The following is a 26,879-nucleotide window of genomic DNA, read 5'->3' as shown; positions in this document are numbered from 1 at the left end:
CCGGTCCATATTTCAGTAGAGGTGTCAATTGGCCAATCATTCACGTTTTACACCGGGTATTTTAAAAAAAGCCCGCTGGCATATGCAGGATAATCAAGTTACGCCTGAGTCAGTCTTTAAGGCGCGCCGCCACATTGTTAAAGCCATGGGCTTAGGTGCGATTGGTGCCAGTATTCCGGGTTATGTGCAGGCGGGATTATTTGATTTGTTTGGTGAACAGCCCAAAACTAGCTTTATTACTACGCCATTGACGTTTGAAGCTAATGCTCGATTTGGCCAGGATGAGGTGCGCACACCTTTTGATAAGGTCTCGACCCATAACAACTTTTATGAGTTTGGCACCAGTAAACAGGATCCATCAGATAATGCGCAGCGGTATAAAGTCGAGCCTTGGCAATTGCGTATTGAGGGGGAAGTTGAGCGCCCCATTACGCTTGATTATCAGGATCTGACTAAGATGTTTCCGCTAGAAGAGCGTACCTATAGACTGCGGTGTGTTGAAGCTTGGTCGATGGTGATCCCTTGGGTCGGGTTTCCACTTGCGGCGTTATTGAAAAAAGTGGGCGTAACCAGCAAGGGAAAATATGTCGCTTTTGAGACTGCCTTCGATCCCGAGCAAATGCCTGGGCAAAAGAGTCGCTTGATGGGGGGCGGCATTCATTATCCCTATGTGGAAGGCTTAACCATTGCCGAGGCCATGAATGAACTGACGCTGATGTCAGTCGGGCTGTATGGTAAAACCTTACTCCCGCAAAATGGCGCGCCGATCCGCTTAGTGGTGCCGTGGAAATATGGCTTTAAGAGCATAAAATCCATTGTGCGTATTCGGGTGATGGACAAGCAGCCGCCCACCAGTTGGAATCAACTTGCGCCCCATGAGTACGGGTTTTATGCCAATGTGAATCCTGCAGTCGATCATCCCCGTTGGTCACAGGCGAGTGAGCGGCGCATCGGTGAAGGTGGGTTATTCTCGGCGCAGCGCATCGATACATTGCCTTTTAATGGCTATGGCGAGTTTGTCGCCTCTTTATATGACGGCATGGATTTGAGGCAGTTTTATTAACCCATTCGGCGACCGTATTCTAGGCGCAATCGATTGCACCAATAAGTTGCAATATCTGTCTAGCGAGAGAGTTGTTAGCGCCTTTAAAGGGGAAAAAGAGTAGGAGTCTTATGTTCAACATCACGGCGTTAAGAGTCTCGCCAAAACAGCTGCTCTGGGTAAAGTTAGTCTTTCATTTGATTGGGCTTATCCCGATTATTTGGTTGGTTTTTACTGTGTTGTCTGGTCGTGCAGGTGGTGACCCTGTGCAGCATATTATCCACTTTACTGGAATTGGCGCACTCAATGCGCTACTGGCAACACTTCTGATTTCACCGATTGCCAAGAGATTTAAGTTAGGTTGGTTAATGCAGACTAGAAGGCTTGTCGGCTTGTATGTGTTTGCCTATGCCACACTGCATATTGTGGCGTTTTTCAGCTTAGATCTGTTGTTTGCGTGGGGGTTGTTTTTTACTGAAGTAGCTAAACGGCCTTATATTTTAGTTGGCGCCGTGGCTTATGTGATAGTGAGCGCTTTAGCGTTTACCTCATTTAAGATCCTAATGCGTAAAATGGGGCGACGCTGGCAAACGTTGCACAATGGGGTATATCTTGTGGCGATACTGGCACCAATCCATTTTTATTGGTCGGTAAAATCCGAAATCGTTGAGCCTAGCCTGTATATTGTCGGGTTTAGTTTGTTACTGGCCTGGCGTTTACCGATTTGGCAGAAGATGCGCACCAGTCGTTTGGCAATGGCTGCAAAGGATAAGCAATAATTTATTGTATTTGAATAAGTTAATAAAATAAAACGGCGTTTACAGATCATGCAAACGCCGTTTTCATATTAAGTTGTCGCATGATAAGCGTTATGGCTTAGCCTAAACCCTGCGTCGCTGACTTCATTTGAATAAATTCAATCTTATAACCGTCAGGATCTTCAACAAAGGCGATTTCTGTGGTTCCACCCGCGACAGGACCTGGGGCGCGAGTCACTTTGCCACCCGCGGCTGCAATGGCTTCACAGCGAGCATAAATATCATCATCACCAATGGCGATATGGCCAAAGCCTGTGCCGAGATCGTATTTTTCTGTGCCCCAGTTATAGGTCAATTCAATCACAGCTTGACCTGTTGACTCTTCACCGTAGCCCACGAAGGCTAAAGAATATTTGTATTCTGGATTTTCTGAGGTGCGTAGCAGCTTCATGCCAAGCACTTGAGTGTAAAAAGCAATACTGCGCTCTAAGTTACCAACGCGGATCATAGTGTGTAACAGTTGTGACATAGGATTATCTCGGTCAATGAATTACGCCTGGCAGTATAACAAAATTCGTTGTTAATCGAGCTCAAATGTTAATCGAATAAACGTATTGCGCTACCTTGATTTTTGAAATTATCTGCGCTAGGTAAAAGCACGCACTGTGATCTAGGTCGCCTCATGATAGGTTTCGGTGTGAAAAATCCCCATTTATGTAGCGCTTGCTCACAAAATAACTATCTCAATATAGGCATTTATCTCAGGCTTGATAATAATGTGGCTATACCCACTAGGAGAGTGAATATGAACACCGAACTTAAAATGGCTCTAGGTACTACAGTTGTAATTGCTTTATTTTTCAGCGCATTCTTTGTATCTATGTTCTGATACTGCATTCTAATCTAATCCTGTGCTAAGGCGCTTAAATCTACTGATTTAAGCGCCTTTGTGTTTTTATACCCCACCATTCTTACGTATCTGCACGCTTTAGCATTCAGGGATTCACAGCCACATCGATGTAAATAGTTTGAAAATTGATTATTTTGATATTTATATATTTTGATTTTCAAACTAAAATGCTGGCATTAAGTCATCAAACACCACAAGTACTGTTGCCTCCATCGGTTAGATAAGGGCAGGGAGCGTAGGAAAAGACAATGAAAATAACACCCTCAACAGAAACGACTCAGCCAAGTAATGGCCTTGGACACTCTATCGCCCAGTGGCAACATCCCCATGGTTTTTCCAAGCAAAATACTGATGGTGAAAAAAATACCCGCTATGTGCTGTATTTAACGGTTATCACTATGGTGGCCGAGATTGTGGCGGGGACGATTTACGGCTCTATGGCCTTGCTTGCTGATGGTTGGCATATGGGAACCCATGCCGCTGCCTTTATGATTACGCTGTTTGCCTATTCCTATGCCCGTAAGCACGCCAATGATCCGGCCTTTGCCTTTGGTACCGGTAAGGTCAGTGTACTTGGGGGATATACCAGTGCAATTGCTTTAGGACTGGTAGCACTTATCATGCTTATCGAATCAGGGATGCGTTTGATAAACCCTGAGAATATTCACTTTAATGAAGCCATTTTCGTGGCCTTGATTGGGTTAAGTGTGAACGTATTAAGCGTGTTCCTATTAAAAGATCACCATTCCCACGATCATGGACATTCACATGGGCATTCACAGCATCATGCACATGACAAACATGAGCATAAAGCACATAAAGAAAATCATTGCTGTGCTGGGCACGAACATCATGCTGCTGACCATGACCATGACCATGACCATGACCATGACCATGACCATGACCATGACCATGACCATGACCATGACCATGACCATGACCATGACCATGACCATGACCATGACCATCCACACAATCATTCACATGGACATTCTCAAGCGCATTCGGGCCATGATCACAACCTTAGGGCGGCCTATTTCCATGTGCTCGCTGACGCATTAACCTCAGTGTTAGCGATTGCGGCGCTGTTATTTGGTAAATATATGGGCTTAACCTGGCTCGACCCGATTATGGGGATTGTGGGCGCCATTATTATTAGCCGCTGGTCATGGGGACTCATTCAACAAACCAGTCCAATTTTGCTCGACGGCGGGGTAAATATCTCGCTACAACGTAAAGTGCGTGAAGCCATTGAAGCGGTTCCGGATCACCAAGTCGCCGATTTACATATTTGGCGCGTGAGTGCCGATCACCATGCTATTATGGCATCCATAGTGTCCCACTCACCGAAAGAAGCCAGTTATTTTAATCAGTTACTGAGTCAATTTCCTGAGTTATCCCATATTACTATTGAGCTGCATACTTGCCGTCAAGGTGAGTGTGTGGCTAAGGAAGCCTAATGACAGTTGCACCGCAGCATGATGCTTTATCAGCCTCGGCCATCCATTCTACGGATCAGGCCTTGAACCATGTGATTATCGAGTTTTATGAAAAATTATCATCGTGGGAGCATGCTATTGTGCGAGATAAAGGTTTTAGCCTATCGCAGGTTCATACCATTGAATTATTGGGGGTGCACGGCGCGATGCGGATGAAGGAACTCGCCGATAAAATTGGGGTAACGACTGGCACGCTTACGGTGCAAATCGATAAGATGGTGGAATCTCAATGGGTCATGCGCCGCCCGCACGAAACCGATAGGCGCTCGATTTTGGTTGAGTTAACCGAAAAGGGCCAAGCACTTTTCCTTGAGCATGATGCGCTGCATTTGCAGCTCACCACGGATTTGACCGCTAAGATGAGTGCAGAAGAGCGAAGCCTGCTGCTGAACTTGCTCACGCGGATGAACCAAGAGTTTTAAGGGTTTGATTTATTGTTCGATTAAGCGCCTTCAACGGCGCTTTTTTTATGGCATAACAGCTGCAATGTTTTTCTATTGATTCTCGATTAATCGTCTCTAATTACAACATCTTATCTTTTGTTACATTCTTGTTGGATTAAAAGTTGAACTCAAAGTCAATTAAGGTAATGTAGAGCAGAAATTGAGATAGGCTCTGTTTAAGGACTCTATTTAAGGACTCGGTTTAAAAAGGAATAACATGAATCGTAAATTACTGCCTTGGTGCATTGCAGGTGTACTCACTATGACTGCTCAAGTCCACGCGCAAGAAGACAAGTATATTTGGCTTGAAGAGGTTGAAGGCGCCAAGCCTATGGAATGGGTTAAGACCCAAAATGCCGTTTCTGCCGCTGAAATTAAAGCCTTTAAAGGTTTCGATACCTTAGTCGCTAACAGCCTCGCTATCCTTAACGATAAAGAGCGCATTCCCTACGCCACCCATATTGGCGATAAGTTGTATAACTTCTGGAAGGACGATACCCATGTGCGGGGGATTTACCGTCGCACTACGATGGAAGAATACGCTAAGGTAGATCCCAAGTGGGAAACCGTGCTCGATGTCGATGCTTTGGGTAAGTCGGAATCCGTCAACTGGGTGTTTAAGAGCATTGATTGCCAATATCCCGATAATCAGCGCTGCTTTGTGTCTTTGTCCCGTGGCGGCGCCGATGCGGTGGAAGTGCGTGAATTTGATTTAACCACTAAAGATTTTGTGCCAGCAAAAGATAAACCATTCTTTTTAAAAGAAGCGAAATCTAGTCTAAGTTGGATAGATAAAGACCACGCATTTGTCGGCACCGACTTTGGCGATGGTCAAAGCATGACGGACTCAGGTTACCCCCGCGTGGTGAAGTTATGGCAACGTGGTACGCCGCTCGAGCAAGCAACAACCATTTTCAGTGGCGATAAAACCTCTGTCGCGGTATCGGGTTGGGTGATGTTTGACGATAAATCTCCGCTCAGCCTTGTTACAGAAGCACATACTTTTTATACCGCGACGCAGTATGTTTACCAAGACGGCAAACTGATTAAGCTACCCATCCCACAAGATGCTGAGATTAAAGGTTATTTCCAAGGTAAGTTGTTTCTTGAGCTAAAGAGTGACTTAGCAACGCCTGCAGCGACATTCAGCCAAGGCGCTGTGGTGTACGCTAATGTCGCGGATTTAATTGCCCAAAAAGCATCCTTTACTGAATTTGTGAGCCCAACGCCGACCGCATCAATTGCACAGCTAAGTTTCAGTAAGAGCGCGATTTTTGTTAATTGGCTCGATAACGTAAAAAGCAAATTGGTGCGTTATGAGCAAGATGACAAGGGCACATGGCAAAGCACGCCAGTCTCCTTTGAGGCCAATGGTGCGCTAACCGTGATGAATATGGAGCGCGACAGTGATGATTTTTTTGTTAATTACACTAGCTTCCTTGAGCCATCGAGCCTGTATACCGTTAATGCTAAGGCACTTAAACCTCAAAAAATCAAAGGTATGCCTCAGCAGTTTGCTGCGGATAAATTCAAAACCGAGCAGTATTTTGCTACCTCAAAGGATGGCACTAAAGTGCCTTATTTTGTGGTCATGGCAAAGGATCTCAAGTTAGATGGTCGTAATCCAACATTGCTTTATGGTTATGGCGGTTTTGAAGTGTCACTGCGCCCAGCCTATTCAGCCACCATTGGTAAAAACTGGTTAGAACAGGGCGGAGTCTATGTGCTGGCCAATATCCGTGGCGGTGGCGAGTATGGCCCAGCATGGCATCAAGCGGCGCTAAAACAGAATCGTCATAAAGCTTATGAAGACTTTGAGGCCATTGCTGAGGATTTGATCGCCCGTAAGATCACTTCGAGCAAGCATTTAGGTATTCAAGGCGGCAGTAACGGTGGTTTGCTAATGGGCGCTGCCTTTACCCGTCGTCCCGATCTCTACAATGCCGTCGTGTGCCAAGTGCCATTACTCGATATGTACCGCTTTAACAAGTTACTCGCGGGAGCTAGTTGGATGGGGGAATACGGTAATCCCGATATTCCACAGGAGTGGGCCTACATTAAAACCTACTCGCCATACCATAACCTGCATAAAGACGTGCATTATCCAAAGGTCTTTTTCACTACCTCAACTCGTGACGATAGGGTGCATCCTGGGCACGCCCGTAAGATGGTTGCTAAGATGAAGGATATGGGCATTGATGTGCTTTACTACGAAAATATCGAAGGCGGGCATGCGGGGGCCGCAGATAATAATCAAGCTGCGGAACTAAATTCAATGGCGTTTGCCTACTTATTACAGCAGTTAAAATAACCGCACTTGTAGTCGCAAAAAATTAACAAATTGTGGTTAGTTCCGAGCAAGTCCCTATAGGTTGGGGAGTCAAAAACGGTCGAATTTCTCTGATTCGGCCGTTTTTTTAATCCGTATTTTAACTTGTTAATTATAAAGATGATTTCATTGAGCTGGATCTGGCTACTTGTTAAAATGACACAAATAAGATTGCCTTAAGAAAACTAAGTTAGCTTCGGCTTACTATTGATTTGAGAGACTACAACCTGTGCTGACGAGATTTAAAACGCTGAGCGTGAATCGCTTCACCTTTATCACCGCCTTATTTTATGTTGGTGTTTTTAATATCCCGTTGTTTGAAATCATCAAAAAAGGCATAGAAAAACAACCGGATGTGGATCTCATCTTTATCGCAACTATGCCCCTGTTTTTACTCTTTGCACTGAGTTTTGTGTTTTCGCTGTTTACAGTAAAATATCTGCTAAAGCCCTTTTTTATCATCCTCACTTTATTGTCATCGAGCGTGTTTTTTGCAGCTTTAAAGTACAATGTCGTGTTCGATTACGGCATGATTGAAAACACTTTCCAAACCAACAGTGCCGAAGCACTGATGTATGTGAACTTTGCCTCCATACTCAATATGCTGTTAACGGGGGTGTTGCCTGCCTATTTAATCTACAAAGCGGATATACAATACCAACCTTTTTTCAAAGAGTTATTGCGTAAAATTCTGTTTATGCTAGCGATGTTAGCTGGGGTAGGGATTATCGCGTTCTTCTATTTCCAAGATTACGCCGCCTTTGGACGTAACAATGATGAGATTAAGCGTTATATCGTACCAACCTATTATATCGGTGCGGCGGCCAAGTATCTCAATGTGCATTACTTACAAACGCCAATTGAATATGAAAAGCTGGGTTTAGATGCCAAAAATGTCAGTCCCAATACTAACGGTAAGCCCAATTTATTAGTGCTGGTGGTGGGCGAAACCGCCCGTTCAATGAACTATCAATACTATGGCTACGATAAACCGACCAACGCCCATACTCAGGGACAAGGATTGTTGGCTTTTAAAGATACCCATTCCTGCGGTACGGCAACCGCGGTATCGCTCCCTTGCATGTTTTCCCGTATGGGGCGTGAGGATTATGATTCTCGCCGTGCCTATGCCCAAGACACTGTGATTGATGTGCTCAATCACGGTGGCATTAAAGTACAGTGGTTTGATAATGACTCAGGCTGTAAGGGCGTGTGCGATCAGGTTGAGAACATTACTATTGATTTAAATAGCGATCCTGCCTTGTGCTCTGGGCAATATTGTTTTGATCAAGTGCTGCTAAATAAACTTGACGAAGCGTTAGCTAAAGCCGAGCAAAAAGATACTGTGATTGCGTTACACATTATTGGCAGTCACGGACCGACTTATTATCTCCGTTATCCGCCAGAGCACCGTAAATTCACCCCAGATTGCCCACGTAGCGATATCCAAAATTGCAGCACTGAGGAGTTAATGAATACCTACGACAATACTATTTTGTATACCGATTACATCATCAGTGAAGTCGTCAATAAGCTTAAACAACAGCAAGAAAAATTTGATACTGCCATGTTCTATCTATCCGATCATGGCGAGTCTTTGGGTGAAAAAGGAATGTATTTGCATGGCGCCCCTTACAGCATTGCGCCCATTGAGCAAACGAGTATTCCTATGCTGGCTTGGTTTTCTGAGGATTTTAGTCAAGACAATCGGTTGAATATGGCCTGTCTTGCCAAAGAAGCTGAAAAGGGCGGCTTTTCCCATGACAATTTATTCGATAGTCTATTGGGGTTGATGAATGTTCAAACCCAAGTCTATCAAGCTGAGTTGGATATTTTTGCCCGCTGCCGAGGCTAATCCGTCTTTGGAATAACAGAAAAATCACTGGAGGATGGCAACATCCTCCTTTTGTTTTGCACTGGATCATAATAATTTTTGCAGCCAGTATCCAAAATCAAGGAGTTGAGTTAACTTAAGTGATACAAAAATATAACAACTCTTGAGTGCAAGATTCATGTCTTCTCCCGCTGCAAACAAAGAGCTCGATGCTTCAGCACAAATTTTACGCTTAGCTGTACCACAAATGTCCGCACTTGAAATTCCGGTAACGCCAGAAAACTACACGGTTTGGTATGAGTATTTTGCCCAGTCGAATCTTGATTTGAATCGTGCTATCGATGGTTTTCTTGCTAACAACGTGGTATTTACCAAAGAAGTGAATACCAGCCTGTACAAGAATTTTATCCAAGAAAAGTCCCCTGAAGTTATCGAAAATGTCCAGATTGAAACCCAGATATTGATTAACTCCCTCATCAGTAAAATTACTCAGCTAAACCAAGGAACAGAGGCCTTTTCTAACACATTAGCGGACTTTGGCCTACAGCTCCAATCTTCACCCGATGTGAGCACCTTAAATCAATTGGTCGATGGGGTGATTGATGAAATGCAGAATCTATTGGTCAATAACCAAGTCATGGAGCAGAGTCTCAATGCCATGGGGCAAGAAGTACAAAATTTAAAAACAGAAATGGAGAATTTAAGTCTGGCGGCAATGACAGACCAATTGACCTCACTACATAACCGCCGTGCCTACGAAATTGCCATTCAAGACCATATTCACCGCGCACAGGAGCAACATACCCGTTGTAGTTTATTACTTATCGACATCGACAGATTTAAGGTGTTTAACGATACCTATGGTCATCAGGTTGGTGATAAAGTGTTGGCTTATGTTGCGCTTGCTTTAAAACAATGTGTGCGTGGCGATGACTTTGTGGCCCGTTATGGGGGAGAAGAATTTGTGGTGTTATTGCCTAATACCCATTTCCATGATGCATTGCAAGTGGCTGAGACCTTACGAGGGCGGATCTCCGAGCGCCGCTTGGCCATAGGCAAAGATAAAAAACTTTCATTGGGCGCCATTACGGTGTCAATTGGCTTAGCCTCTTTGCAAAAAGGCGATGATGCAGAAACCCTATTTAGCCGTGCTGATAAAGCCTTGTATGAAGCCAAATCCGATGGCCGTAACTGTGTACGGGGCTAAGTGCCACTGAACTTTATTGCTGGCTTGGTGGTGATTCTTGGCTAATACAACGTGATAAATAATAAAGAGTTAACTCAGCACTTATTCATGAAATCACCTTTGCGTTACTTGATCACTTAAGCTTCAGATACTAAACAGTGATTTAGGGATGAAGCGTTTGAGCGCCTTACGCCAATAAATGCTTAAAATGCAGTAAGCGGTTGTTGGCGGGCATGGCGATATCTTCAACTAACGTCAAGCCTTGTGCTTGGGCAAGGGCGATAATCCATTCGATATCTCGAATACCACTTTCACTATCCCGTTGTTTTAAAAAGTGATCAAATTGGCGATTACTGTTGCTGGTATAGTGTCCTTGATAATTAAAAGGCCCATAGAGACATAGGGTGTTGAGTTGCGGTAAATATTCACCTAAGCCATTAAAAAACGCTTCAACCATGGATTTGCTCATAATATGCATGGTATTGGCACTGAATACTGCATCGATATGTGTCCCATTTACAGGCCAAGGTGCTGTCACATCAAGTGTGATGGGCAAGCCTAGATTATTAACCCCAAGTTGATGACCTTGTTGTAAACATCTTGCACTAATGCCTTCAAGATACTCGGCTTGATCGCTCGTTTGCCAAAAAAGCTGAGGGAGATGGGCTGCAAAATAAACCGCGTGTTGGCCGGTGCCGCTGCCGATTTCAAGTACCTGTGTGGTATTGGCAAAAGCAGATTTTAATACCGCAAGAATGGGCGCTTTATTATTTTCGCAGGCTTGAGAAAAGGGCAGCTGTTGTGTGGCTTGTGGTTGTATATCCTGCGACATGGTTTCTCCTGATAAGCCTTGCTGACGAGTGGTTGTTTAATCGGTCCTTATTGAATTCATCTTTCTAAGTGACGATTCCTCAAAGACGATAAGGCAGGCTAAATTTAGACATCACCCTTGCGGGTAGCGCCTAGCTTAAATCAATAAGCATATTCAGCCAATTTCTTAAGTTGTTTTGCCAAACTTGCTCATTTCCCTGTGATGGTGGGCATTCTTCTGTTGACCATGATAATAGCTTGGTTATACTCAAAAATTCTGAACGAATGTAAAAAATATAAAACAAAATAACGATAACAACATCCTGTAAGGAAACCCTATGTCAGCCAAACGCTGCGCCTCTTATTACAATGCTACCATTAAGCAAGAGTCTGATTATCCTGAGTTTGAAGGTGATATTCGCGTTGATGTCGCCATCATCGGCGGTGGGTTTACTGGTGTGGCAACGGCTGTGGAATTGTCTGAAAAAGGCTACAAGGTCGCATTATTAGAGGCAAATAAAATTGCCTGGGGCGCGACAGGCCGCAATGGTGGCCAAGTGACCGGAAGCCTATCTGGCGATGCCGCGATGACCAAACAATTACGTCGTCATCTTGGTCAGGATGCCGAGAATTATGTGTGGAACCTGCGCTGGCGTGGTCACGATATTATCAAAAACAGAGTGGCGAAGTATGGTATTGATTGTGATTTAAAATTTGGCCACATTCAGACAGCGTATCGCCCTGTGCATATGCAAGAATTACAGCAGATGTTTGATGAGGCCAATCGCCGTGGCATGGGGGAGTTTATGACCTTAGTGTCAGCGCAGGAGATGCCTGGGTATTTAGGTTCGCCCCTATACCACGGCGGTTTAGTTAATCGGCGCAATATGCATCTACATTCAGTGAATTTGTGTCTCGGTGAAGCGCGATCGGCCCAATCCTTAGGGACACAACTCTTTGAGCATTCGCAGGTAGTGGATATTCTGCCCGGAGAGCTTGCAACTGTGGTCACGCCCAAAGGAACGGTAAAGGCAAACAGTGTGCTGATCGCCGGTAATGCCTACCACAAATTAGGCCGCCCCAAGTTACGGGGGATGTTATTTCCTGCCTCCCTTGGCAATTGTGCAACGGCCAAATTACCCGAAGAGCTTGCAAACAACTCAATCCGCAGGATTTAGCTGTGTATGATTGCCGTTTTGTGCTTGATTATTACCGCTTAACCGCCGATAACCGTTTGATGTTTGGTGGTGGCACTAATTACAGTGGCCGCGATCCTAAAAACGTTGCCGCTGAGCTGCGTCCGGCGATTGAACGCACTTTCCCGCAGTTAAAAGGTGTCGATATTGAATTTGCCTGGGCAGGGATGGCGGGGATTGTGATTAACCGTATTCCCCAGCTGGGTAAAATTGCACCTAACATTTTCTATTGTCAGGGATATTCGGGCCATGGCATTGCGACATCCCATATTATGGCCGAAATCATGGGGCAGGCGATCGATGGTCAAATGCAAGAGTTTGATCTGTTTGCCGCGATGCGCCATATTCGGATCCCGCTGAATGAATGGTTTGGTAATCAAGCACTGGCGCTGGGGATGCTGTATTACACCCTGAGGGAAAATTGGCGTTAGTTTGCCTTGTGTGCAGCAGCACTGATGTTTGTCTTAAGCACAAATGATTAGCGTCGCGATGATGTTAATCGCGGCTTAACCGCCAGTCAGTTTTTCCGCTAGATAATCCACTAATACCCGTACTTTTGTGCTCAGGTGACGATTTTGAGGATAGAGCGCCCAAATGCCTTCCTTGGCTTCGCGGTGTGCATCGAGGAAGGAAATCAGTCTGCTGGCGTGAATATCCTCTTCAATATAATAATCAGGTAGTTGTACTATCCCAATACCCTTTAATGCCGCATCCCGCAGGGCATAACCGCTGTTGCAGAGCAGGTTGCCTCGTACTTTAATATTGCGCTCGCGGCCATTTTCAATAAAGCGCCAATAATTGTGATTCCCGATCAAGCAATTATGTTGATTTAACTCCGAAAGTGTATGGGGTTCGCCATATTTTTCAACGTAACTTGGCGAGGCCGCTACATAATGGGTGCGGCTGCTTAAGGGTTTAGCCATTAGGCTTGAATCGGCGAGTTTACCAAGGCGAATGGCCAAATCGTAGCCGCCTTCGATCAGATCTAAGGTTCTGTTGGTCAAGTCAACATTACATTCCACGCTCGGGTACTGCACCATAAAGTCATTGAGTAACGGCATAATAAATTTTTCACCGTAGGCCACGGGCGCGGTGAGTTTTATCAGTCCTTGAGGCGAGTCTTTAAGATCGGTAATGGCCCGCTCGGCCTCCTCTAATCCGGTTTGCAATTGGCGGCAATGGCGATAATAAATGGCACCTTCTTCGGTGAGGGATACCTTACGCGTCGTACGGTAAAACAGCTTAGTGCCGAGGCGATTTTCCAGCGCGCCGATTTGCCGACTCACGTGGGCGGTGGACACATTGAGGCGCAGTGCAGCCAAGGTAAAGTTCTCGGCTTCGGCTACAGCCACAAATTCGGATATGCCATCCCAAAGGTACATTGTTGCTTCTCAGTAAAAATGAATTGCCAAAATGCTAGATTATCAATCATCAGGAAACAAATACAATCTAATAACGCGATTATTTAACTCTGATCCTTAAGCTTATTTGTCCGTCCATTTCTATTCTTAAAAGCAGTGTTTATAGGTCAGGCTGCTGAGTAAGCAGAGTAGAGGGTGAGTTGTAAAGTTTCAGTGTGGATTGGCTCATTTATTAAAAGAAGGAAACCCAAGCATGTCGAACGAAAAACCACAGTTTATCAAGTCTAAGGCCGCGGTGGCTTGGGGCCCAGGGCAGCCGCTTAAAATTGAAGAAGTCGATGTGATGTTACCCAAGGCTGGTGAAGTTTTGGTGCGTATCGTGGCGACTGGGGTGTGCCATACCGATGCATTTACCTTAAGTGGTGACGATCCTGAAGGTGTGTTTCCTGCAATTCTTGGTCATGAGGGCGGTGGTATTGTTGAGCAAGTGGGCGAAGGCGTGACCAGTGTACAAGTGGGCGATCATGTGATCCCACTTTACACGCCAGAATGTGGCGAATGTAAGTTCTGTTTATCGGGTAAAACCAATCTGTGCCAAAAGATCCGTGCGACTCAAGGTAAAGGTTTGATGCCCGATGGCACCACGCGCTTTTATAAAGATGGCCAGCCGATTTTCCATTATATGGGTTGTTCAACTTTTTCCGAATACACGGTATTACCTGAAATCTCATTGGCTAAGGTGAATAAAACCGCACCATTAACAGAAATCTGTCTGCTGGGTTGTGGTGTGACGACAGGTATGGGCGCCGTGATGAATACCGCTAAGGTTGAAGAAGGTGCTACAGTGGCGATTTTTGGCTTAGGTGGCATAGGTCTATCGGCCATTATTGGTGCGACCATGGCCAAAGCCAGTCGGATTATTGCCATCGATATTAATGAATCTAAATTCGAGTTTGCCCGTAAATTAGGGGCAACCGATTGTATTAACCCTAAGCATTTCGATAAACCGATCCAAGAGGTGATTGTCGAGATGACCGATGGCGGCGTGGATTACTCCTTCGAATGTATCGGCAATGTCAATGTGATGCGCAGTGCGCTTGAGTGTTGCCACAAAGGTTGGGGCGAGTCAGTTATTATTGGCGTGGCAGGTGCGGGGCAGGAGATTTCGACTCGTCCGTTCCAACTGGTAACGGGCCGCGTATGGCGCGGCTCTGCCTTCGGTGGTGTGAAAGGACGCTCGCAATTACCTAAAATTGTTGAACAATACCTAGCGGGTGAGTTTAAGCTCGATGACTTTATCACCCACACTATGGGACTTGAGCAAGTCAACGAAGCCTTCGACTTGATGCATGAAGGCAAGAGTATTCGCAGCGTGATCCATTTCGATAAATAATCACGCTCTTTGGTATCACAACAGCAGATAACCGCAAACGGCTTATCTGCTGCTTATGCGTTTTAAGCTTGTGATAGGCCTTGAACGGCAAGCTAAACGTTAAAAGTGAACAGGAAAGGGATTGAAATGACCATAGAAAATATCAGCTGTAACAAGAGTTTTGGTGGTTGGCACAAACAGTATCGCCATCAATCTCAGGCGCTGAATTGCGAGATGCGCTTTGCGATTTATCTGCCACCCGAGGCGGCCAACAAACCTGTGCCTGTGTTGTATTGGCTATCGGGTCTTACCTGCACCGACGAAAACTTTATGCAGAAGGCGGGCGCGCAGCGTATTGCGGCTCAATTGGGGATAGCCATCGTTGCCCCCGATACCAGCCCGCGTGGTGATGATGTTGCCGATGCACCGGATAAAGCCTATGACTTAGGCTTAGGCGCTGGGTTTTATTTAAACGCGACCAGAGCGCCTTGGAATCGCCACTATAAAATGTACGACTATATTGTGCATGAACTGCCAGCGCTGATTGAAGCCAATTTCCCCGTGACAGATCAACGCGCTATCTCTGGCCACTCCATGGGCGGGCACGGCGCGTTAGTCATAGGGTTAACCAATCCTCATCGATACAGTTCAATCTCGGCCTTTAGTCCTATCAGTAATCCAAGTAATGCGCCTTGGGGGATGAAAGCCTTTACCGAGTATTTGGGCGAGAATCGCGAGCACTGGCGCCAATATGATGCCTGTGAGTTACTCAAATTGGCGATCAGCGAAGTGCCTATTTTAGTCGACCAAGGCGATGCCGACAGCTTTTTAGAAGCGCAACTGATGCCACAAACGCTTAATGATATCGCCAAAGCAAAAGGCTATCCCTTAGATTTGCGTATGCAGGCGGGGTACGATCATAGCTATTATTTTATTGCGAGCTTTATTGAAGAACACCTTAAATTCCATAGCTTGTACTTTAAATAAGGCTGCCTAGCGTTAACCCCCAAGCATTAAACTCTAGGGTTTAATATAAAAAGCGCAGTGAACATTAAGTTCACCGCGCTTTTTATTTTCTACGGACAAATTGCGATGTCATTCAACATGTCATGTTGATCCATTGCGCCTGAATGATTTGAATGCAGCGGCTATATCTCAAATAAGTAAAAGCTGTTAAGTTCTCGCCAATAGGGATAGTGCGGTGCAATAGCAATAACTGAGTTGAAATAACGAGATTAAAATAACTAGCTCTAAATAACTCAGCTGTCATTGCTTCGCGTGGGCTTTTTGATTGAGTTAATCCGCTCGCCCTATCTAAATGGCATCGGGACATAATGCGTATCACTCTAACGATTTTACTCCTCTGTTTTAGCCTATCGGCGTCGGCCATTGTGGTGCGCCACGATGTGGATGCGCAAAAGTACCTTGCTGACGCGAGCGATTTTCCAGCCTTAGCCACTTTTTATATCGATGGCGCCCATGGCGTCTTAATCAAGCCTGATTGGATTGTGACCGCGGCTCACACCACTTTTTGCATTACGCCCGGGAGTGATATCCGGATACTGGATACATACCATAAGGTCGACAGTGTATTTGTGCATAAGGGGTATCAGCCAGGCACTCGCCACGACATTGCGTTAATCAAATTAGTTGACTCCGTAAAAGGCGTGACGCCTGCTCGACTCTACGAGCAACCCGATGAATTAGGCAAAAACATCTGGTTTATAGGGACGGGTGGCACTGGAAATGGTTTAACGGGCCAAACCGAGGATAATGTCGCCAATGCAGGAGTGCTGCGCAAAGCGCAAAATAGCGTCGAATTTGCTCAAGGGCCATTATTAACATTTACATTCGATTCAGGGGATAGCGCGTTACCCCTGGAAGGGGTTTCTGGCGGCGGTGATAGCGGTGGTCCAGCTTATCTCACGCTTGAGGGCATACACTACTTACTTGGGATCAGCTCCAGAGTGGATGGGGGCGAAATAGGCAAGTATGGCGTGGTCGAAGTGTATTCCAGAGTGTCTTTCTTTACCGCTTGGATTGAGGATATCACCAGTGGCGACGCCAAACTGCAGCAGCAATTCGCCCTGCCAAAACTGGATAAACTACCAGCAGGACTGACGGTGCCAATGCTAGCTGAAGTCTGTGCTGAGATCGGGTTAAAACCATCTCTTTAATGCGGTACATTTAACCAAGGCTAATTCTACTTAATACCAACTTATGTCACTGCTAAGTGCGCGGTTAACTGAATAGTGGCGAAAGACAACATACAACGATAGGGAGTTCAATATGAAGTGGATGTTCGTACTGTTACTGGCGATAACGAGCACCGCTAATGCCATGATTATCAGGCATGATGTGGATGACGCAAAATATCAAGCGGCGGCGCAAAGCGATAATTCGACGGTCACCTTTTTAGGACTTTATAAAGGTGATGAAATCGTAGTTGGTACTGGCAGCCTTATCGATAAGCAATGGGTTGTGACGGCGGCGCATGTGGCTAATGAGCTAAAGACAGGCAATAAAGTGCAATTTAAAACGGATTTTTACTCGATCAAAGATGTGATAAAACATCCACTTTGGAAAGAACGGCACTTTCCCTACGATATTGCATTGGTTCAATTGGCTTCTCCCATTAAAGATGCAACACTTGCTAAATTAAATCATGCCTCAACCGAAATGGGCAAAATCACCACCTTCGTCGGGCGCGGCGATTATGGTAATGGGCTGGTGGGTGTCGCGGGGGCTGATAAACAATTACGCGCGGCACACAATGCCGTGGTTGGTGTGCAGGAGCAATGGCTGCAATTTGTCTTTGACCGCGACGCAAATGCTTTGCCATTGGAGGGGATAAGTGGCCCAGGAGATTCGGGCGGCCCCGCGTACCTTGTCTCGGCCGATTCAGTTTGTCTTATGGGTATCAGCTCATGGCAAAATGCCGAGTCAACGAATTGGGAAGAGGGCAAGTATGGCGTGATTGAACATTACTCACGTATTTCATACTTTCGGGATTGGATTGAACAAAGGTTATTTCAGGCATCAAATATTAAGCTCGCTGGCTGCTCTGATAGCGAATAAAACTTATGCCCAAAAGTGCTGCAATTGATGCGATATGGGCGAACAGCCTTAACATAAAACAAGTGCGTTTTCATTCCGGAATCAATGATAGATACCAAAACGCCTGCAATTGCAGGCGTTTTGCTGAGTGCTTAGCAGTATCAACACACTACTTTTTAACCCATTTACCCTGGGCATTCTGCACATAGTTGCCTTTATCTGTGGCTGCGATGGCTTTTTCGCCAGCCAGTTTGGCGACATCGGCGGCAGAAATATTGTTCTTTTTAGCAATGGTCTCGTAGTGGGCGCGGCGCTTGTTGTTTACTTCATCCATCACGGCTTTGGCATCGCTATTATTTTGTACTAGGCCTAAATAGCCATTGGGTTGCTCGCCTAAATAGCCTTGGGATTTGGCATCCTGTAATGACATGGCAAAGGCATTTAAGCTTAATAAGCCCAGACTTAATAACAGCAGTAATGTTGGCTTTAGTCTCATCAATTTCATCGTATATTCCTTAATTCTTTGTGATTAGAACAATTTATCATCCGATAGAAGCTGATCTAGCTCCTTATCCACTTTGATTTTTATCTCGTGTTCAATTTTCACATTGAGATTAATGACAATCGGTTTATCCGGTGGCTCAATCTTTACCGTCGGTGCACAGCCTTGCAATGTGCCCACTAGCAGCAATGCACCTAAACTGACTTGCTGTAATTGAATGATCTTCACTGAGGTTTCCTTTTACTTCACGGATTTTTCGATTCTATCCTGCAGATCGTTACCAATCTGAAGGCTCCTGAATAATTGCAGCATGTTCTCTTCATGAGAGTAATTCAAGTGGATGGGACGTTCAATCCCTTGGCTGCGGCCTTTGACTTCTACCAATAGGGCGGCATCGCCTGTGTTATCCATATCGAAGCTACTGGATAACTGGCTGTATGCTAAGTGCTCGAGCGCCGAAAATACAAAATCCAAGTAAGGCTGCGATTGGCGCATTTGATCGACTGCCGGATTGCCCGAAATCGCAATTAAGCCGCCAGGGGCGCGGGCCGCTAATTGTCCGCCGCTGATCGAGACTTTACCATCGACCAAGTCCACGGGTAACACGCCATCGAATATGCCATTGGCATAGATGCCTATTTGCGGCTGAATGCGCAGCACTTCTTCAAGATCCATGCCCTGTAATAACAAGTAAGCGTGGGATTTATCCTGTAATTTTAAATTAAAATCAGGCAGTAAGAACTGGCCGCTCAATACGTTGCCCTTAGCCGTCATTGATACATCGGTATCACTTAAGCCCGTGACTTGTTGTAACCAATTATCGGGTAGCCTCTCAGTATCCCTATCTAGGATAATATCGGCATTGACCTCGATATCGGTCAACGGGAATCCAGGGTCGAACAATTTAAAGGTCATGATCGTTTGAGGGCAGTTTAGGCGACTTAACATGTTGAAATCACCTGATGCGTGGGGCATTTTATAGGATTGGCCCCAAGTGAACTCGCATTGGGCCTGTAATTTCCCGCCTTCGAAGAGGGTGTCTTTGTAAAAACCTTCAAGCTCGGTCATCGACTGGGTAATTTGCATCGCAAATTGGGTTTGTTCGGGCTGATGTGTCAGCTTAAATTGTGCCTGTAATTGGTTATGCCCGGTCATATTAAATTCAGTGGGTAGCGGCTGAGTTTGATTAAGCAGGGATAAGGCTTCTGTCATGCTGGTATCTACCACCCATTGCCCAGTTAACAGCAGTGGCAAGTTTGCATTGGCGAACTGCAATTGATGATGACTTTGAAGTTGAACATTGCCGACTTGCCACTGTTCATCACCGATAAGCATGCTATTTTTCCAAAATAAATCTTGCACTAGGGCTAAGTTATCCAGCTTAAGCACAGTTTGTTTACGTGTGCGTCCCTTCGCCGAAAGTTGTTTTTCAATCGATAACTGTTTGGCTTGCCAGTTGAGTGTATTTTTGATTTGGCTCGATTGAATCGCTGTTAAAAAAGGAGGTTGGCTTGAGAAATTCACTGTCAATCCCTTTGATAATCCAAGGGAAAAATCCTGCACAGTGATATCACTACGGCTGCTCAGACTGGTTTTCGTGCTGTGATCTAAGGCCTGCGTTTGCTGTTGTGCATTGGCATTGTCATTGTCTATTGCAAGCGTTTCGACCGTTTGGCTAAAACGCAACTGCTTAAGAGCGAGTGACATTGGGGGCACGTTAAGCGCAAATTGGTTTCCTGCTGCAGAACTCGCATCCTGTGCTGGTAATGATGTTGAGCTAACTATGAGTGGAGCCTTGGCGTTTAGCTGAATACTCCCTAAGCCCAACAGGGTCTGTTTATTTTGAGTGGCAGATGCTTGTGTCGCATTTTGTAAGTGAATATCCCCAAGGGCTAATTGCAGTGTGTCAGTTGACTCCTTGGAGATGGGCGCAGTTTTAAGTTGCCAATCGATGCCTTGGGCTGACTGATTAAGGCTGATAACTCCAGCAGTTTGCAAAGCACCCGAGCCCCAATTTAACGCTTGAGGTGCATCTTGCCAACGCTTGTGTAAGTCAAGGTCACGTAAGTTAAGCGGCGTATTTTGTTGAAGCGCGAGGTGCCACTGAGTTTGCAACGTCCATGTATTCGACTCTTGGGTTAACTGCTTGTTATCTAATCGAGTGTTCGTGAGGCGAATACGCGTCTCGAGTTTACTACCTAAGGTGGTTAATTCCATCGCAGGCAAGGTGATCTCGCCTGATTCTGCCAAGGCATAATGCAGCGGCTCAGTCATTAAGAATGCCAGTCCAACAGGTGCCTGCGTGCTTTTAAGCCCTGAAAGTAAAGTGTTAAGCGCTTGATAGTCAGCATCATTTAACTGCAAAGAGTGATTTAGGGTATCTAATAACAGCGCTTGTTGCGCGGCATTGGGCGTTAACGCAAGGCTAAAAGGTTCCAGTGTCAGGTTTAGTGCAGCTAATGAACCACTGACACCAAATGCCAGAGTTGGTTGTGGTGCTAGGGTGAAGTCTGCAAAATGCGCCAAAGTGACACTCGGTTGGATAAACTGATGGTCACTCTTTATATCGCCCGTCGTGAGCTTGAAAGTACTTTGCGAGACTAACTGACCACTCAGAGTGATGCCAAGCGTTTGCCACTGTTGATCCCATTGTATCAATTGGCTAAGAATACTGGTTGGCGTTTGGCGTAGGCTAATTTGATGCAGGCTCTCAAGCAGCGGCGCGATATTCAGTTTACTTTTTAACGTCCATTCATTGCTGCCGAGTGTTGCGATTAAGCTGATTAGCGGCTCGTCCTCATGACTAAAGGCGGTAGTTAATTCCCCATGTTTATCAAGGCTGAGTTTATCCATTACCAGTTGATAGGCGCTGTGATCGGCTTGCGCCGTTAAGCTCAGTGTGGTTTTACCTATCTCAATTAAGGGTAATGATTTGATATTTAATGGTATTGCAGGCGTTTGTTCATCGGCAATGCTGGGGCTTCGCTCAAAGAGCGATTGACCGAGCTCGACTTCAATCTCACCTGTACTAATGCGTTGGATTTTTTGGCTCAAGACATCAAGCTGGCCAAGCTGCAGCAGTTCTGCAACACTGTTGGGCCAATTAAGCGCAAGTTGAATATCCAGATCTTTTACCACTAAGTGCGAGTCATGCACGCGCAGGCTTACTGAACTGACTTGCCAATGTGTTAAGCCCATGGAGCCTAAACGAATATCGGTAAGCTCACTGTCCATGCCGCTTAAGGCATAATTGGCGGCGCGCAGAATAAGGGTTTCGGTCTCACTATTGACAATCCATACTGTGAGCGCAATACCCGCTAACATACCTGCCAGTGCGGTGGCGATAAGGCTTTGTTTGACGCGCTTTTTCATTGTTGTTTTGCGCCTAGGTGCGCCAGTTTCTACCATTTGGGAATGTGACGTTACAGCCGAGCTCGCCTGTGGGGCGGGTTCGGCGCTAGCCTTTTTCAGTGGTATTGGCGTCTTAAGCATGTGAGTCGACTATCATCCTTATCATTATCGCGCTTTGGCTTACCTTAGTGCTGGAGATTTGAATGCCGGCGATAAAAGGCAAGCAGGATTAGCGGCAGTTTAGCATTCAAGCGCGTGGCTGACTAATCCTGATATTGGCAAAAAAGTTTAAGAGCCTGTAGTTAATCATCTTGAATTTACAGGCACTTATACTGCAGTGGTCTAAACCGACTCTAGCCTAAAAGCTGCGCACTAATCACCGCAAGGCCACATAGTAGTGCGAGAACTAAACCTAATTTTCCCCCTGAGACGCGGTAACCTTGAGGTAGCTTTGCCTTATCGCGTGCTTGTCTTTGTACCCACACCATGGCTACAGGTAAAAAAATTGCGAGGATCACTAGGGCTATGGCCGCATAACCTAGGGCGGTAATAAATCCCTGTGGGTAGAAAAGCGCAAAACCTAAAGGTGGCACAAAAGTGATCGCCGCGGTGACACTGCGACCAGTCGCATTATCTTCTTGCCTTAAGTTGGCGGCTATAAAGTCAAACAGACCTAGACTCACGCCTAAAAAGGAGGTCGCAAGGGCAAGATCGGCAAATACACTAATCGCTGAGCTTAAGTATTGGCTGTGCAGTACACTCGCTAATTGATTAATAAAGCCAGAAAGACTCTGATTGGTCATCAGTTGGCTTTGGCTGAGTACGCCTTGGCTGCCCAGTTGCCACAGCAGGTAAATCAGCAGGGGTAACGCCGAGCCGAGCAACATGATTTTGCGCAGGCTTTTAACCTCAACGCCTAAGTAGCGCACCACGGACGGAATCGAACCATGAAAACCAAACGAGGTAAAAATCACTGGGATGGCCGACACAATAAGCCCTTGTTCCAGTGGCAACTCGAGTAAATGTGTGCCTTCCACCTGCGGCAGTAATAACGCCAGCATCAAGATCAAGGCAATGATCTTTAAGCTAAAGAGCATGCGGTTAATTAAATCGACGCAGTGGGTGCCTAACCCCACAATCGTGCCGACTAACAGGGTAAAGAAGATGGCGCCCGCCTGTGGCGGCAGTGCTAACCCTAACCAAGAGCTGAGTTTTTGATGGACTTGCTCACCGCCGCCAGCAATGTAGGCGGCGCACAGGGCGTAGAGTAAAAACATTAATGCGATACTGGCAACCACTTGGCCTTTAGCGCCCAGCAGATTTCGGGCTAATTGGTTGAGACTGGCATCACTCGGAGCAAATTGGTGGATTTCGACCATGAGTAGGGCGGTGTAGGCCATTAATGCCCAGAGGATCAGCATGATCATGCTCGACATGCCAAAACCAAGGCCTGCCGATGCGATGGGGAGTGCGAGCATGCCCGCGCCAATGGTGGTGCCTGCGATCAGCAGTAAACTGCCGAAAAATTTATTTTGTGTCATAACTTACGCTCAAACGTCTTAATGAATGGCTCGAATATCTCAGATGAGATGAAGGCTTAAGCAGAATGGCGGCGCGATACAGCGGCTGAGAGTCGTACTTGTGTGAGTACAAAGCGTTGGGATCGTGGCGCAATCTGCGGATCGTTGGGGATATGGCCACAATGGAAGGTCAGGCGAGAGTGCCTATCTATGCCATTGCGGCTACAGATAGGGATAATAAGCTGTTGTTGTAATACACATAAAACGCGCCTTTTTAGCAAAATTTGCAGTTGATCTTAGTCTATGCGTTTAAGGCAACAGACGTTGATCTAAAATTTTATCTTAAATGTTAATAAGTTGGATCTTTCCTCGGATGTAAATCGAGGATGCGGGTTACGATAGGTAGTTAAGCTGTACTTGTCAACCATTACAACAGTATTTTGCTGATTTATTGACAGAGGCACGCTCTGGGGGCTTGGTCGGTTACCGTTTGGGGACGATATGTTGCGTTTACTAAAGCGTCGAACTACAACTCTGCCGAAGCCTTAAAGGCTTGCGGCAGATACAGATGCAGCGGTGCTGGTGGTTCAGGATTATTTTCGCTGTGCTTTTTGATGGCGAGCGAGCAGATTAGCCGTGATATCACTTAAGCTCAGTTGCTGATCTTCAAGCAGCACTAATAAGTGGTATATAAGATCCGATGCCTCATTAATCAGCTCTTCTTTATCGTGGGTGGCGGCAGCCAGTGCGGTTTCGAGCCCTTCTTCACCGACTTTTTGGGCGATGCGTTTTGTGCCTCGGGCAAATAAGGAGGCGGTGTAGCTCGATTCTGGACTCTGCCCTTTACGTGAGGCGATAAGCTCGGCCAGATTGTTTAAAAAGGGGTGTGCTTGGCCGTCGAGCCAGCAGCTTTCTGTGCCTTTATGGCAGGTTGGGCCATTGGGCAACACCTGTACCAGCAGGCTGTCGTTATCGCAGTCTTTATCGACGGCGACCAATTTTAGGGTATGGCCAGAGGTTTCGCCCTTGGTCCATAAACGTTGCTTAGAGCGGCTAAAAAACGTCACATCACCAGTTGCCAAAGTCTGTTCCAGCGCGGCTTTATCCATATACCCGAGCATTAATACCTTGCCAGAGAGGTGATTTTGCACTACCGCAGGGATTAACCCCTGCTGTTTTTCCCAGTCTAGACCGTTGACCAGATCCGTGCTTGCTTTGTCTTGGCAACATCTTGAAATTATTCCAGTTGTCATATTTGAGTACCTTATTCTTTTGTCGCAATCGATGAGCATTTGGTTTGGCCAATATTGACTATCGATATTAATCGCTCTGATCTAAAAGCTATTGGCGAATCGCAATACCTTCGGCGGCTAAATACTGTTTTAACTCGCCGATGTTGATAATGGCTTTATGGAACACGCTCGCCGCAAGCGCCGCATCGACCTTCGCATCAATAAACACCTCGCGAAAATGCGCCATCGTGCCCGCACCGCCCGAGGCGATTAAGGGCACATCGCACAACTGGCGTACTAGGCTTAACTGCTGGATATCATAGCCGCCGCGTACGCCATCTTGGTTCATCACGTTGAGCACGATTTCGCCGCAGCCGCGTTTTTGCACTTCTTCAACCCAGTCTTGGGTGTACCAAGCGGTTTCTTTGGTGGCGGCTTCATCGCCGGTAAATTGCTTCACTTTATAACTGTCGCTTGCCGCATCATAAAATGAGTCGATGCCAATCACGATACATTGGCGGCCAAACTCATCCTGCAGGCGTGAGATTAAACTCGGGTCGCTCAGGGCAGGCGAGTTGACCGAAATTTTATCCGCGCCAAAGGCGAGTAGCTCGCGGGCTTGGGTAATGGTTTTAATTCCACCCGCCACGCAAAAGGGGATATCGATTTGCTCAGCCACTCGGCTCACCCAAGATTTATCGACTACTCGGTCATGGGCACTGGCGGTTATATCGTAAAACACCAGCTCATCGGCGCCTTCTGCGGCGTAACGCGCGGCGAGTGGTACGATGTCGCCCACAATTTCATGGTTGCGAAACTGTACACCTTTGACCACGCAGCCATCTTTCACATCTAAACAGGGGACTATTCGTTTGGCCAGCATTGGATTGCCTCCGCCACATTAAACTGATTGATAAGTAAAGCTTTACCGATAATGATGCCCGCGGCGCCACTGTCTCTGACGGCGGCAACATCCTCAAGGGAAGCAATGCCGCCCGAGGCTTGCCAAGCGATGTTTGGATAGCGGCAGGATAGCTCGCGGTAGAGTGCGGTATTGGCGCCTGTGAGGGTGCCATCGCGGCTGATATCCGTCACCAGTGCATGTTTAAGTCCCACTTGGCTAAAGTCTTCAACGATAGATTCTAGACTCTTGCCGCCACCGCTTTGCCAGCCAGAAACCGCGACGATTTTCTCGCCGCTCTGATTGATATTCACATCCAGAGCAAGGCATATTGACTCGCTGCCGAATGTGTTAAACCATCCTTTGACTAACCCGGGTTCTTTAACGGCGAGTGAGCCAATCACTACCCGTTTTACACCAAGGGATAATAACTCGGCGACTTGCTCTTCAGTGCGGATCCCGCCGCCGACTTGAATATTGGCGTTAAGCCCTGCTGTTAGCGCTGCAATCAAAGCCGTTTGGCGTTTAGCAGGATCTTTGGCGCCAGTTAAATCGACAATATGCAGCCAGCTTGCCCCTTGGGCTTGGTAGGATTGTAACTGGGCCAGCGGGCTTAAATCGAAGGTCGTTTGCTGCCCATAATCCCCTTGGTAGAGCCTCACTACCTTGCCATCAATTAAATCAATTGCTGGAATGATCATCTTTTGTCCTTAATTCTTTTTTGCGCATTTGCTGCCGCGCTTTATTGCCCAATGTTGTGGCTGAAAAATACTGGTGGCTCAGCCAAACTTAGCTCCCCCACACTTAAATCAGTCAAAAGCTAATAAGCGATTGCATTTACTGCATTTTTAAAAAGTTACCTAGGATTTGTGCTCCCACGGCGGCGCTCTTCTCGGGGTGAAATTGCACGCCCATAAAGTTGTCTTTACCAATAGCGGCGCTAAAGTCTTCACCATAACGGCATTGTGCCAAGGTGTAGTCGCTTAATGGCGCGCGGTAGCTGTGAACAAAATACACATAACTGCCACTTGCCACTCCGGCAAACAACGGGTGAACCTGAGAGGGGTTGCTGAAAGTTAGTTGGTTCCAGCCCATGTGCGGCAGAGGCAGGCCTTCGGCTTTAAGGGTTTGACGGTCTAGCTCGTCAATCTCGGTTGGAATAATCCCTAAGCATTGGCAATCAAGCGCTTGGCCGCCGCGTTCTTTAGAAAGCAGGGTGAGCATTTGCATCCCTAAACACACGCCCAGTACGGGCTGAGTTAACCCTTGGATTAATTCGACTAAGGCTTTTTCGGTTAATGAGGCCATGGCGGCGCCGGCGCTGCCGACACCTGGCAATACCACCCGTTTGGCGGCTTTAATGCTGGCCTTGTCATCGGTGACTAACACCTTAGCGCCAAGGCGCTCAAAGGCGAAACGTACCGAACTTAAATTGGCGCAACCTGTGTCTATGATGACAACATCAAATTCATCTGTGTTCGCTGACATTGGGTTTTCCTATTGATGGATCAATGGTGAAGCGGTTTGTCGCGGCATTCCCGAAACTGCCCCTCGTTAAAATCATCAGGCTTTATGT

22 protein-coding genes and 1 pseudogene are annotated in these 26,879 nt (G+C 46.4%); 12 read left to right on the top strand and 11 right to left on the bottom strand.

Annotated elements, in window-relative coordinates:
* Window positions 1-28 precede the first annotated feature (28 nt).
* Together msrP and msrQ are read left to right on the top strand one after the other, a co-directional pair.
* Window positions 29-1,063, top strand: coding sequence for a protein-methionine-sulfoxide reductase catalytic subunit MsrP (msrP, locus tag H9J30_RS06125; protein WP_240130217.1), 1,035 nt, complete (start codon window positions 29-31; stop codon window positions 1,061-1,063).
* Between the two features lie 110 nt (window positions 1,064-1,173).
* On the top strand, window positions 1,174-1,821 hold the full coding sequence (gene msrQ, locus H9J30_RS06120) for a protein-methionine-sulfoxide reductase heme-binding subunit MsrQ (protein WP_240130216.1): 648 nt from the start codon (window positions 1,174-1,176) through the stop codon (window positions 1,819-1,821).
* 97 nt (window positions 1,822-1,918) lie between these two features.
* Here msrQ and gloA read toward each other — a convergent pair whose 3' ends face one another.
* The gene (gloA, locus tag H9J30_RS06115; RefSeq protein WP_011072117.1) at window positions 1,919-2,329 is read right to left on the bottom strand and encodes a lactoylglutathione lyase; all 411 of its coding nucleotides are present in this window, start codon (window positions 2,327-2,329) and stop codon (window positions 1,919-1,921) included.
* Window positions 2,330-2,958: 629 nt separating this feature from the next.
* Here gloA and H9J30_RS06110 point away from each other — a divergent pair.
* From H9J30_RS06110 to H9J30_RS06090, 5 genes are all read left to right on the top strand, one after another.
* Window positions 2,959-4,170 carry a cation diffusion facilitator family transporter gene (locus tag H9J30_RS06110; RefSeq protein WP_240130215.1) on the top strand — a complete coding sequence of 404 codons (1,212 nt, stop codon included), beginning with the start codon at window positions 2,959-2,961 and terminating at the stop codon, window positions 4,168-4,170.
* The gene (locus H9J30_RS06105; protein ID WP_011072119.1) at window positions 4,170-4,631 is read left to right on the top strand and encodes a MarR family winged helix-turn-helix transcriptional regulator; all 462 of its coding nucleotides are present in this window, start codon (window positions 4,170-4,172) and stop codon (window positions 4,629-4,631) included. The genes H9J30_RS06110 and H9J30_RS06105 overlap by 1 nt, the downstream gene beginning before the upstream one ends.
* A gap of 238 nt (window positions 4,632-4,869) precedes the next feature.
* Window positions 4,870-6,963, top strand: coding sequence for a prolyl oligopeptidase family serine peptidase (locus H9J30_RS06100; RefSeq protein WP_240130214.1), 2,094 nt, complete (start codon window positions 4,870-4,872; stop codon window positions 6,961-6,963).
* Between the two features lie 247 nt (window positions 6,964-7,210).
* Window positions 7,211-8,836: a phosphoethanolamine transferase gene (locus H9J30_RS06095; protein ID WP_240130213.1), complete on the top strand. Its 1,626-nt coding sequence runs from the start codon at window positions 7,211-7,213 to the stop codon at window positions 8,834-8,836.
* 157 nt (window positions 8,837-8,993) lie between these two features.
* Complete coding sequence (locus tag H9J30_RS06090) at window positions 8,994-10,022, top strand: GGDEF domain-containing protein (RefSeq protein ID WP_240130212.1); 1,029 nt, start codon at window positions 8,994-8,996, stop codon at window positions 10,020-10,022.
* Window positions 10,023-10,188: 166 nt separating this feature from the next.
* Here the strand turns inward: H9J30_RS06090 and H9J30_RS06085 are convergent, their stop codons facing one another.
* On the bottom strand, window positions 10,189-10,833 hold the full coding sequence (locus tag H9J30_RS06085) for a DUF938 domain-containing protein (RefSeq protein ID WP_240130211.1): 645 nt from the start codon (window positions 10,831-10,833) through the stop codon (window positions 10,189-10,191).
* Window positions 10,834-11,149: 316 nt separating this feature from the next.
* Between H9J30_RS06085 and H9J30_RS06080 the strand changes: the two are divergent.
* Window positions 11,150-12,438 (top strand): annotated as a pseudogene (locus tag H9J30_RS06080) (NAD(P)/FAD-dependent oxidoreductase).
* Window positions 12,439-12,513: 75 nt separating this feature from the next.
* Here the strand turns inward: H9J30_RS06080 and H9J30_RS06075 are convergent.
* Window positions 12,514-13,389, bottom strand: a complete 876-nt coding sequence (locus H9J30_RS06075; RefSeq protein WP_240130210.1) for a LysR substrate-binding domain-containing protein — start codon at window positions 13,387-13,389, stop codon at window positions 12,514-12,516.
* A 232-nt stretch (window positions 13,390-13,621) separates the two neighbouring features.
* Here H9J30_RS06075 and H9J30_RS06070 point away from each other — a divergent pair, with 232 nt between their 5' ends.
* From H9J30_RS06070 to H9J30_RS06055, 4 genes are all read left to right on the top strand, one after another.
* Complete coding sequence (locus tag H9J30_RS06070) at window positions 13,622-14,761, top strand: S-(hydroxymethyl)glutathione dehydrogenase/class III alcohol dehydrogenase (protein ID WP_240130209.1); 1,140 nt, start codon at window positions 13,622-13,624, stop codon at window positions 14,759-14,761.
* A 126-nt stretch (window positions 14,762-14,887) separates the two neighbouring features.
* Window positions 14,888-15,727: an S-formylglutathione hydrolase gene (gene fghA, locus H9J30_RS06065; RefSeq protein WP_240130208.1), complete on the top strand. Its 840-nt coding sequence runs from the start codon at window positions 14,888-14,890 to the stop codon at window positions 15,725-15,727.
* A 347-nt stretch (window positions 15,728-16,074) separates the two neighbouring features.
* Window positions 16,075-16,917 (top strand): trypsin-like serine protease, encoded by an 843-nt coding sequence (locus tag H9J30_RS06060; protein ID WP_240130207.1) that lies wholly within the window; start codon window positions 16,075-16,077, stop codon window positions 16,915-16,917.
* Window positions 16,918-17,029: 112 nt separating this feature from the next.
* The gene (locus H9J30_RS06055) at window positions 17,030-17,818 is read left to right on the top strand and encodes a S1 family peptidase (RefSeq protein ID WP_240130206.1); all 789 of its coding nucleotides are present in this window, start codon (window positions 17,030-17,032) and stop codon (window positions 17,816-17,818) included.
* A gap of 148 nt (window positions 17,819-17,966) precedes the next feature.
* Here H9J30_RS06055 and H9J30_RS06050 read toward each other — a convergent pair whose 3' ends face one another.
* The 8 genes from H9J30_RS06050 to hisH form a co-directional block, all read right to left on the bottom strand.
* Complete coding sequence (locus tag H9J30_RS06050; RefSeq protein WP_240130205.1) at window positions 17,967-18,302, bottom strand: YdbL family probable chaperone protein; 336 nt, start codon at window positions 18,300-18,302, stop codon at window positions 17,967-17,969.
* Between the two features lie 24 nt (window positions 18,303-18,326).
* Window positions 18,327-18,527 carry a YnbE family lipoprotein gene (locus H9J30_RS06045; RefSeq protein WP_240130204.1) on the bottom strand — a complete coding sequence of 67 codons (201 nt, stop codon included), beginning with the start codon at window positions 18,525-18,527 and terminating at the stop codon, window positions 18,327-18,329.
* A gap of 12 nt (window positions 18,528-18,539) precedes the next feature.
* Window positions 18,540-21,791, bottom strand: a complete 3,252-nt coding sequence (locus tag H9J30_RS06040; protein WP_240130203.1) for an intermembrane phospholipid transport YdbH family protein — start codon at window positions 21,789-21,791, stop codon at window positions 18,540-18,542.
* A gap of 212 nt (window positions 21,792-22,003) precedes the next feature.
* The gene (locus tag H9J30_RS06035; RefSeq protein WP_240130202.1) at window positions 22,004-23,191 is read right to left on the bottom strand and encodes an aromatic amino acid transport family protein; all 1,188 of its coding nucleotides are present in this window, start codon (window positions 23,189-23,191) and stop codon (window positions 22,004-22,006) included.
* Window positions 23,192-23,763: 572 nt separating this feature from the next.
* Entirely contained in the window at window positions 23,764-24,423 is a 660-nt protein-coding gene (hisIE, locus tag H9J30_RS06030) for a bifunctional phosphoribosyl-AMP cyclohydrolase/phosphoribosyl-ATP diphosphatase HisIE (protein WP_240130201.1), read from the bottom strand.
* Window positions 24,424-24,511: 88 nt separating this feature from the next.
* Window positions 24,512-25,285 carry an imidazole glycerol phosphate synthase subunit HisF gene (gene hisF / locus H9J30_RS06025; protein WP_240130200.1) on the bottom strand — a complete coding sequence of 258 codons (774 nt, stop codon included), beginning with the start codon at window positions 25,283-25,285 and terminating at the stop codon, window positions 24,512-24,514.
* On the bottom strand, window positions 25,267-26,004 hold the full coding sequence (gene hisA, locus H9J30_RS06020; protein ID WP_240130199.1) for a 1-(5-phosphoribosyl)-5-[(5-phosphoribosylamino)methylideneamino]imidazole-4-carboxamide isomerase: 738 nt from the start codon (window positions 26,002-26,004) through the stop codon (window positions 25,267-25,269). The genes hisF and hisA overlap by 19 nt, the downstream gene beginning before the upstream one ends.
* A 136-nt stretch (window positions 26,005-26,140) precedes the next feature.
* Window positions 26,141-26,791 carry an imidazole glycerol phosphate synthase subunit HisH gene (gene hisH, locus H9J30_RS06015; protein WP_240130198.1) on the bottom strand — a complete coding sequence of 217 codons (651 nt, stop codon included), beginning with the start codon at window positions 26,789-26,791 and terminating at the stop codon, window positions 26,141-26,143.
* Window positions 26,792-26,879: the final 88 nt, after the last annotated feature.

It is taken from the genome of Shewanella cutis (assembly GCF_022410515.1).
GTDB classification, from domain to species: domain Bacteria; phylum Pseudomonadota; class Gammaproteobacteria; order Enterobacterales; family Shewanellaceae; genus Shewanella; species Shewanella cutis.
Note: the sequence above shows the minus strand (reverse complement) of the source record. Positions and strands in the feature narration are given on the sequence as shown.

Bases quoted from the DNA above. Each gene is read 5' to 3' on its own strand.
- H9J30_RS06060 (WP_240130207.1), top strand. From the start codon at position 16,075: ATGCGTATCACTCTAACGATTTTACTCCTCTGTTTTAGCCTATCGGCG.
- H9J30_RS06110 (WP_240130215.1), top strand. From the start codon at position 2,959: ATGAAAATAACACCCTCAACAGAAACGACTCAGCCAAGTAATGGCCTT.
- gloA (WP_011072117.1), bottom strand. From the start codon at position 2,329: ATGTCACAACTGTTACACACTATGATCCGCGTTGGTAACTTAGAGCGC.
- hisH (WP_240130198.1), bottom strand. From the start codon at position 26,791: ATGTCAGCGAACACAGATGAATTTGATGTTGTCATCATAGACACAGGT.
- hisIE (WP_240130201.1), bottom strand. From the start codon at position 24,423: ATGACAACTGGAATAATTTCAAGATGTTGCCAAGACAAAGCAAGCACG.
- H9J30_RS06075 (WP_240130210.1), bottom strand. From the start codon at position 13,389: ATGTACCTTTGGGATGGCATATCCGAATTTGTGGCTGTAGCCGAAGCC.
- H9J30_RS06105 (WP_011072119.1), top strand. From the start codon at position 4,170: ATGACAGTTGCACCGCAGCATGATGCTTTATCAGCCTCGGCCATCCAT.
- fghA (WP_240130208.1), top strand. From the start codon at position 14,888: ATGACCATAGAAAATATCAGCTGTAACAAGAGTTTTGGTGGTTGGCAC.
- msrQ (WP_240130216.1), top strand. From the start codon at position 1,174: ATGTTCAACATCACGGCGTTAAGAGTCTCGCCAAAACAGCTGCTCTGG.
- H9J30_RS06100 (WP_240130214.1), top strand. From the start codon at position 4,870: ATGAATCGTAAATTACTGCCTTGGTGCATTGCAGGTGTACTCACTATG.
- H9J30_RS06035 (WP_240130202.1), bottom strand. From the start codon at position 23,191: ATGACACAAAATAAATTTTTCGGCAGTTTACTGCTGATCGCAGGCACC.
- H9J30_RS06070 (WP_240130209.1), top strand. From the start codon at position 13,622: ATGTCGAACGAAAAACCACAGTTTATCAAGTCTAAGGCCGCGGTGGCT.
- H9J30_RS06055 (WP_240130206.1), top strand. From the start codon at position 17,030: ATGAAGTGGATGTTCGTACTGTTACTGGCGATAACGAGCACCGCTAAT.
- hisA (WP_240130199.1), bottom strand. From the start codon at position 26,004: ATGATCATTCCAGCAATTGATTTAATTGATGGCAAGGTAGTGAGGCTC.
- H9J30_RS06085 (WP_240130211.1), bottom strand. From the start codon at position 10,833: ATGTCGCAGGATATACAACCACAAGCCACACAACAGCTGCCCTTTTCT.
- H9J30_RS06040 (WP_240130203.1), bottom strand. From the start codon at position 21,791: ATGCTTAAGACGCCAATACCACTGAAAAAGGCTAGCGCCGAACCCGCC.
- hisF (WP_240130200.1), bottom strand. From the start codon at position 25,285: ATGCTGGCCAAACGAATAGTCCCCTGTTTAGATGTGAAAGATGGCTGC.
- H9J30_RS06090 (WP_240130212.1), top strand. From the start codon at position 8,994: ATGTCTTCTCCCGCTGCAAACAAAGAGCTCGATGCTTCAGCACAAATT.
- H9J30_RS06050 (WP_240130205.1), bottom strand. From the start codon at position 18,302: ATGAAATTGATGAGACTAAAGCCAACATTACTGCTGTTATTAAGTCTG.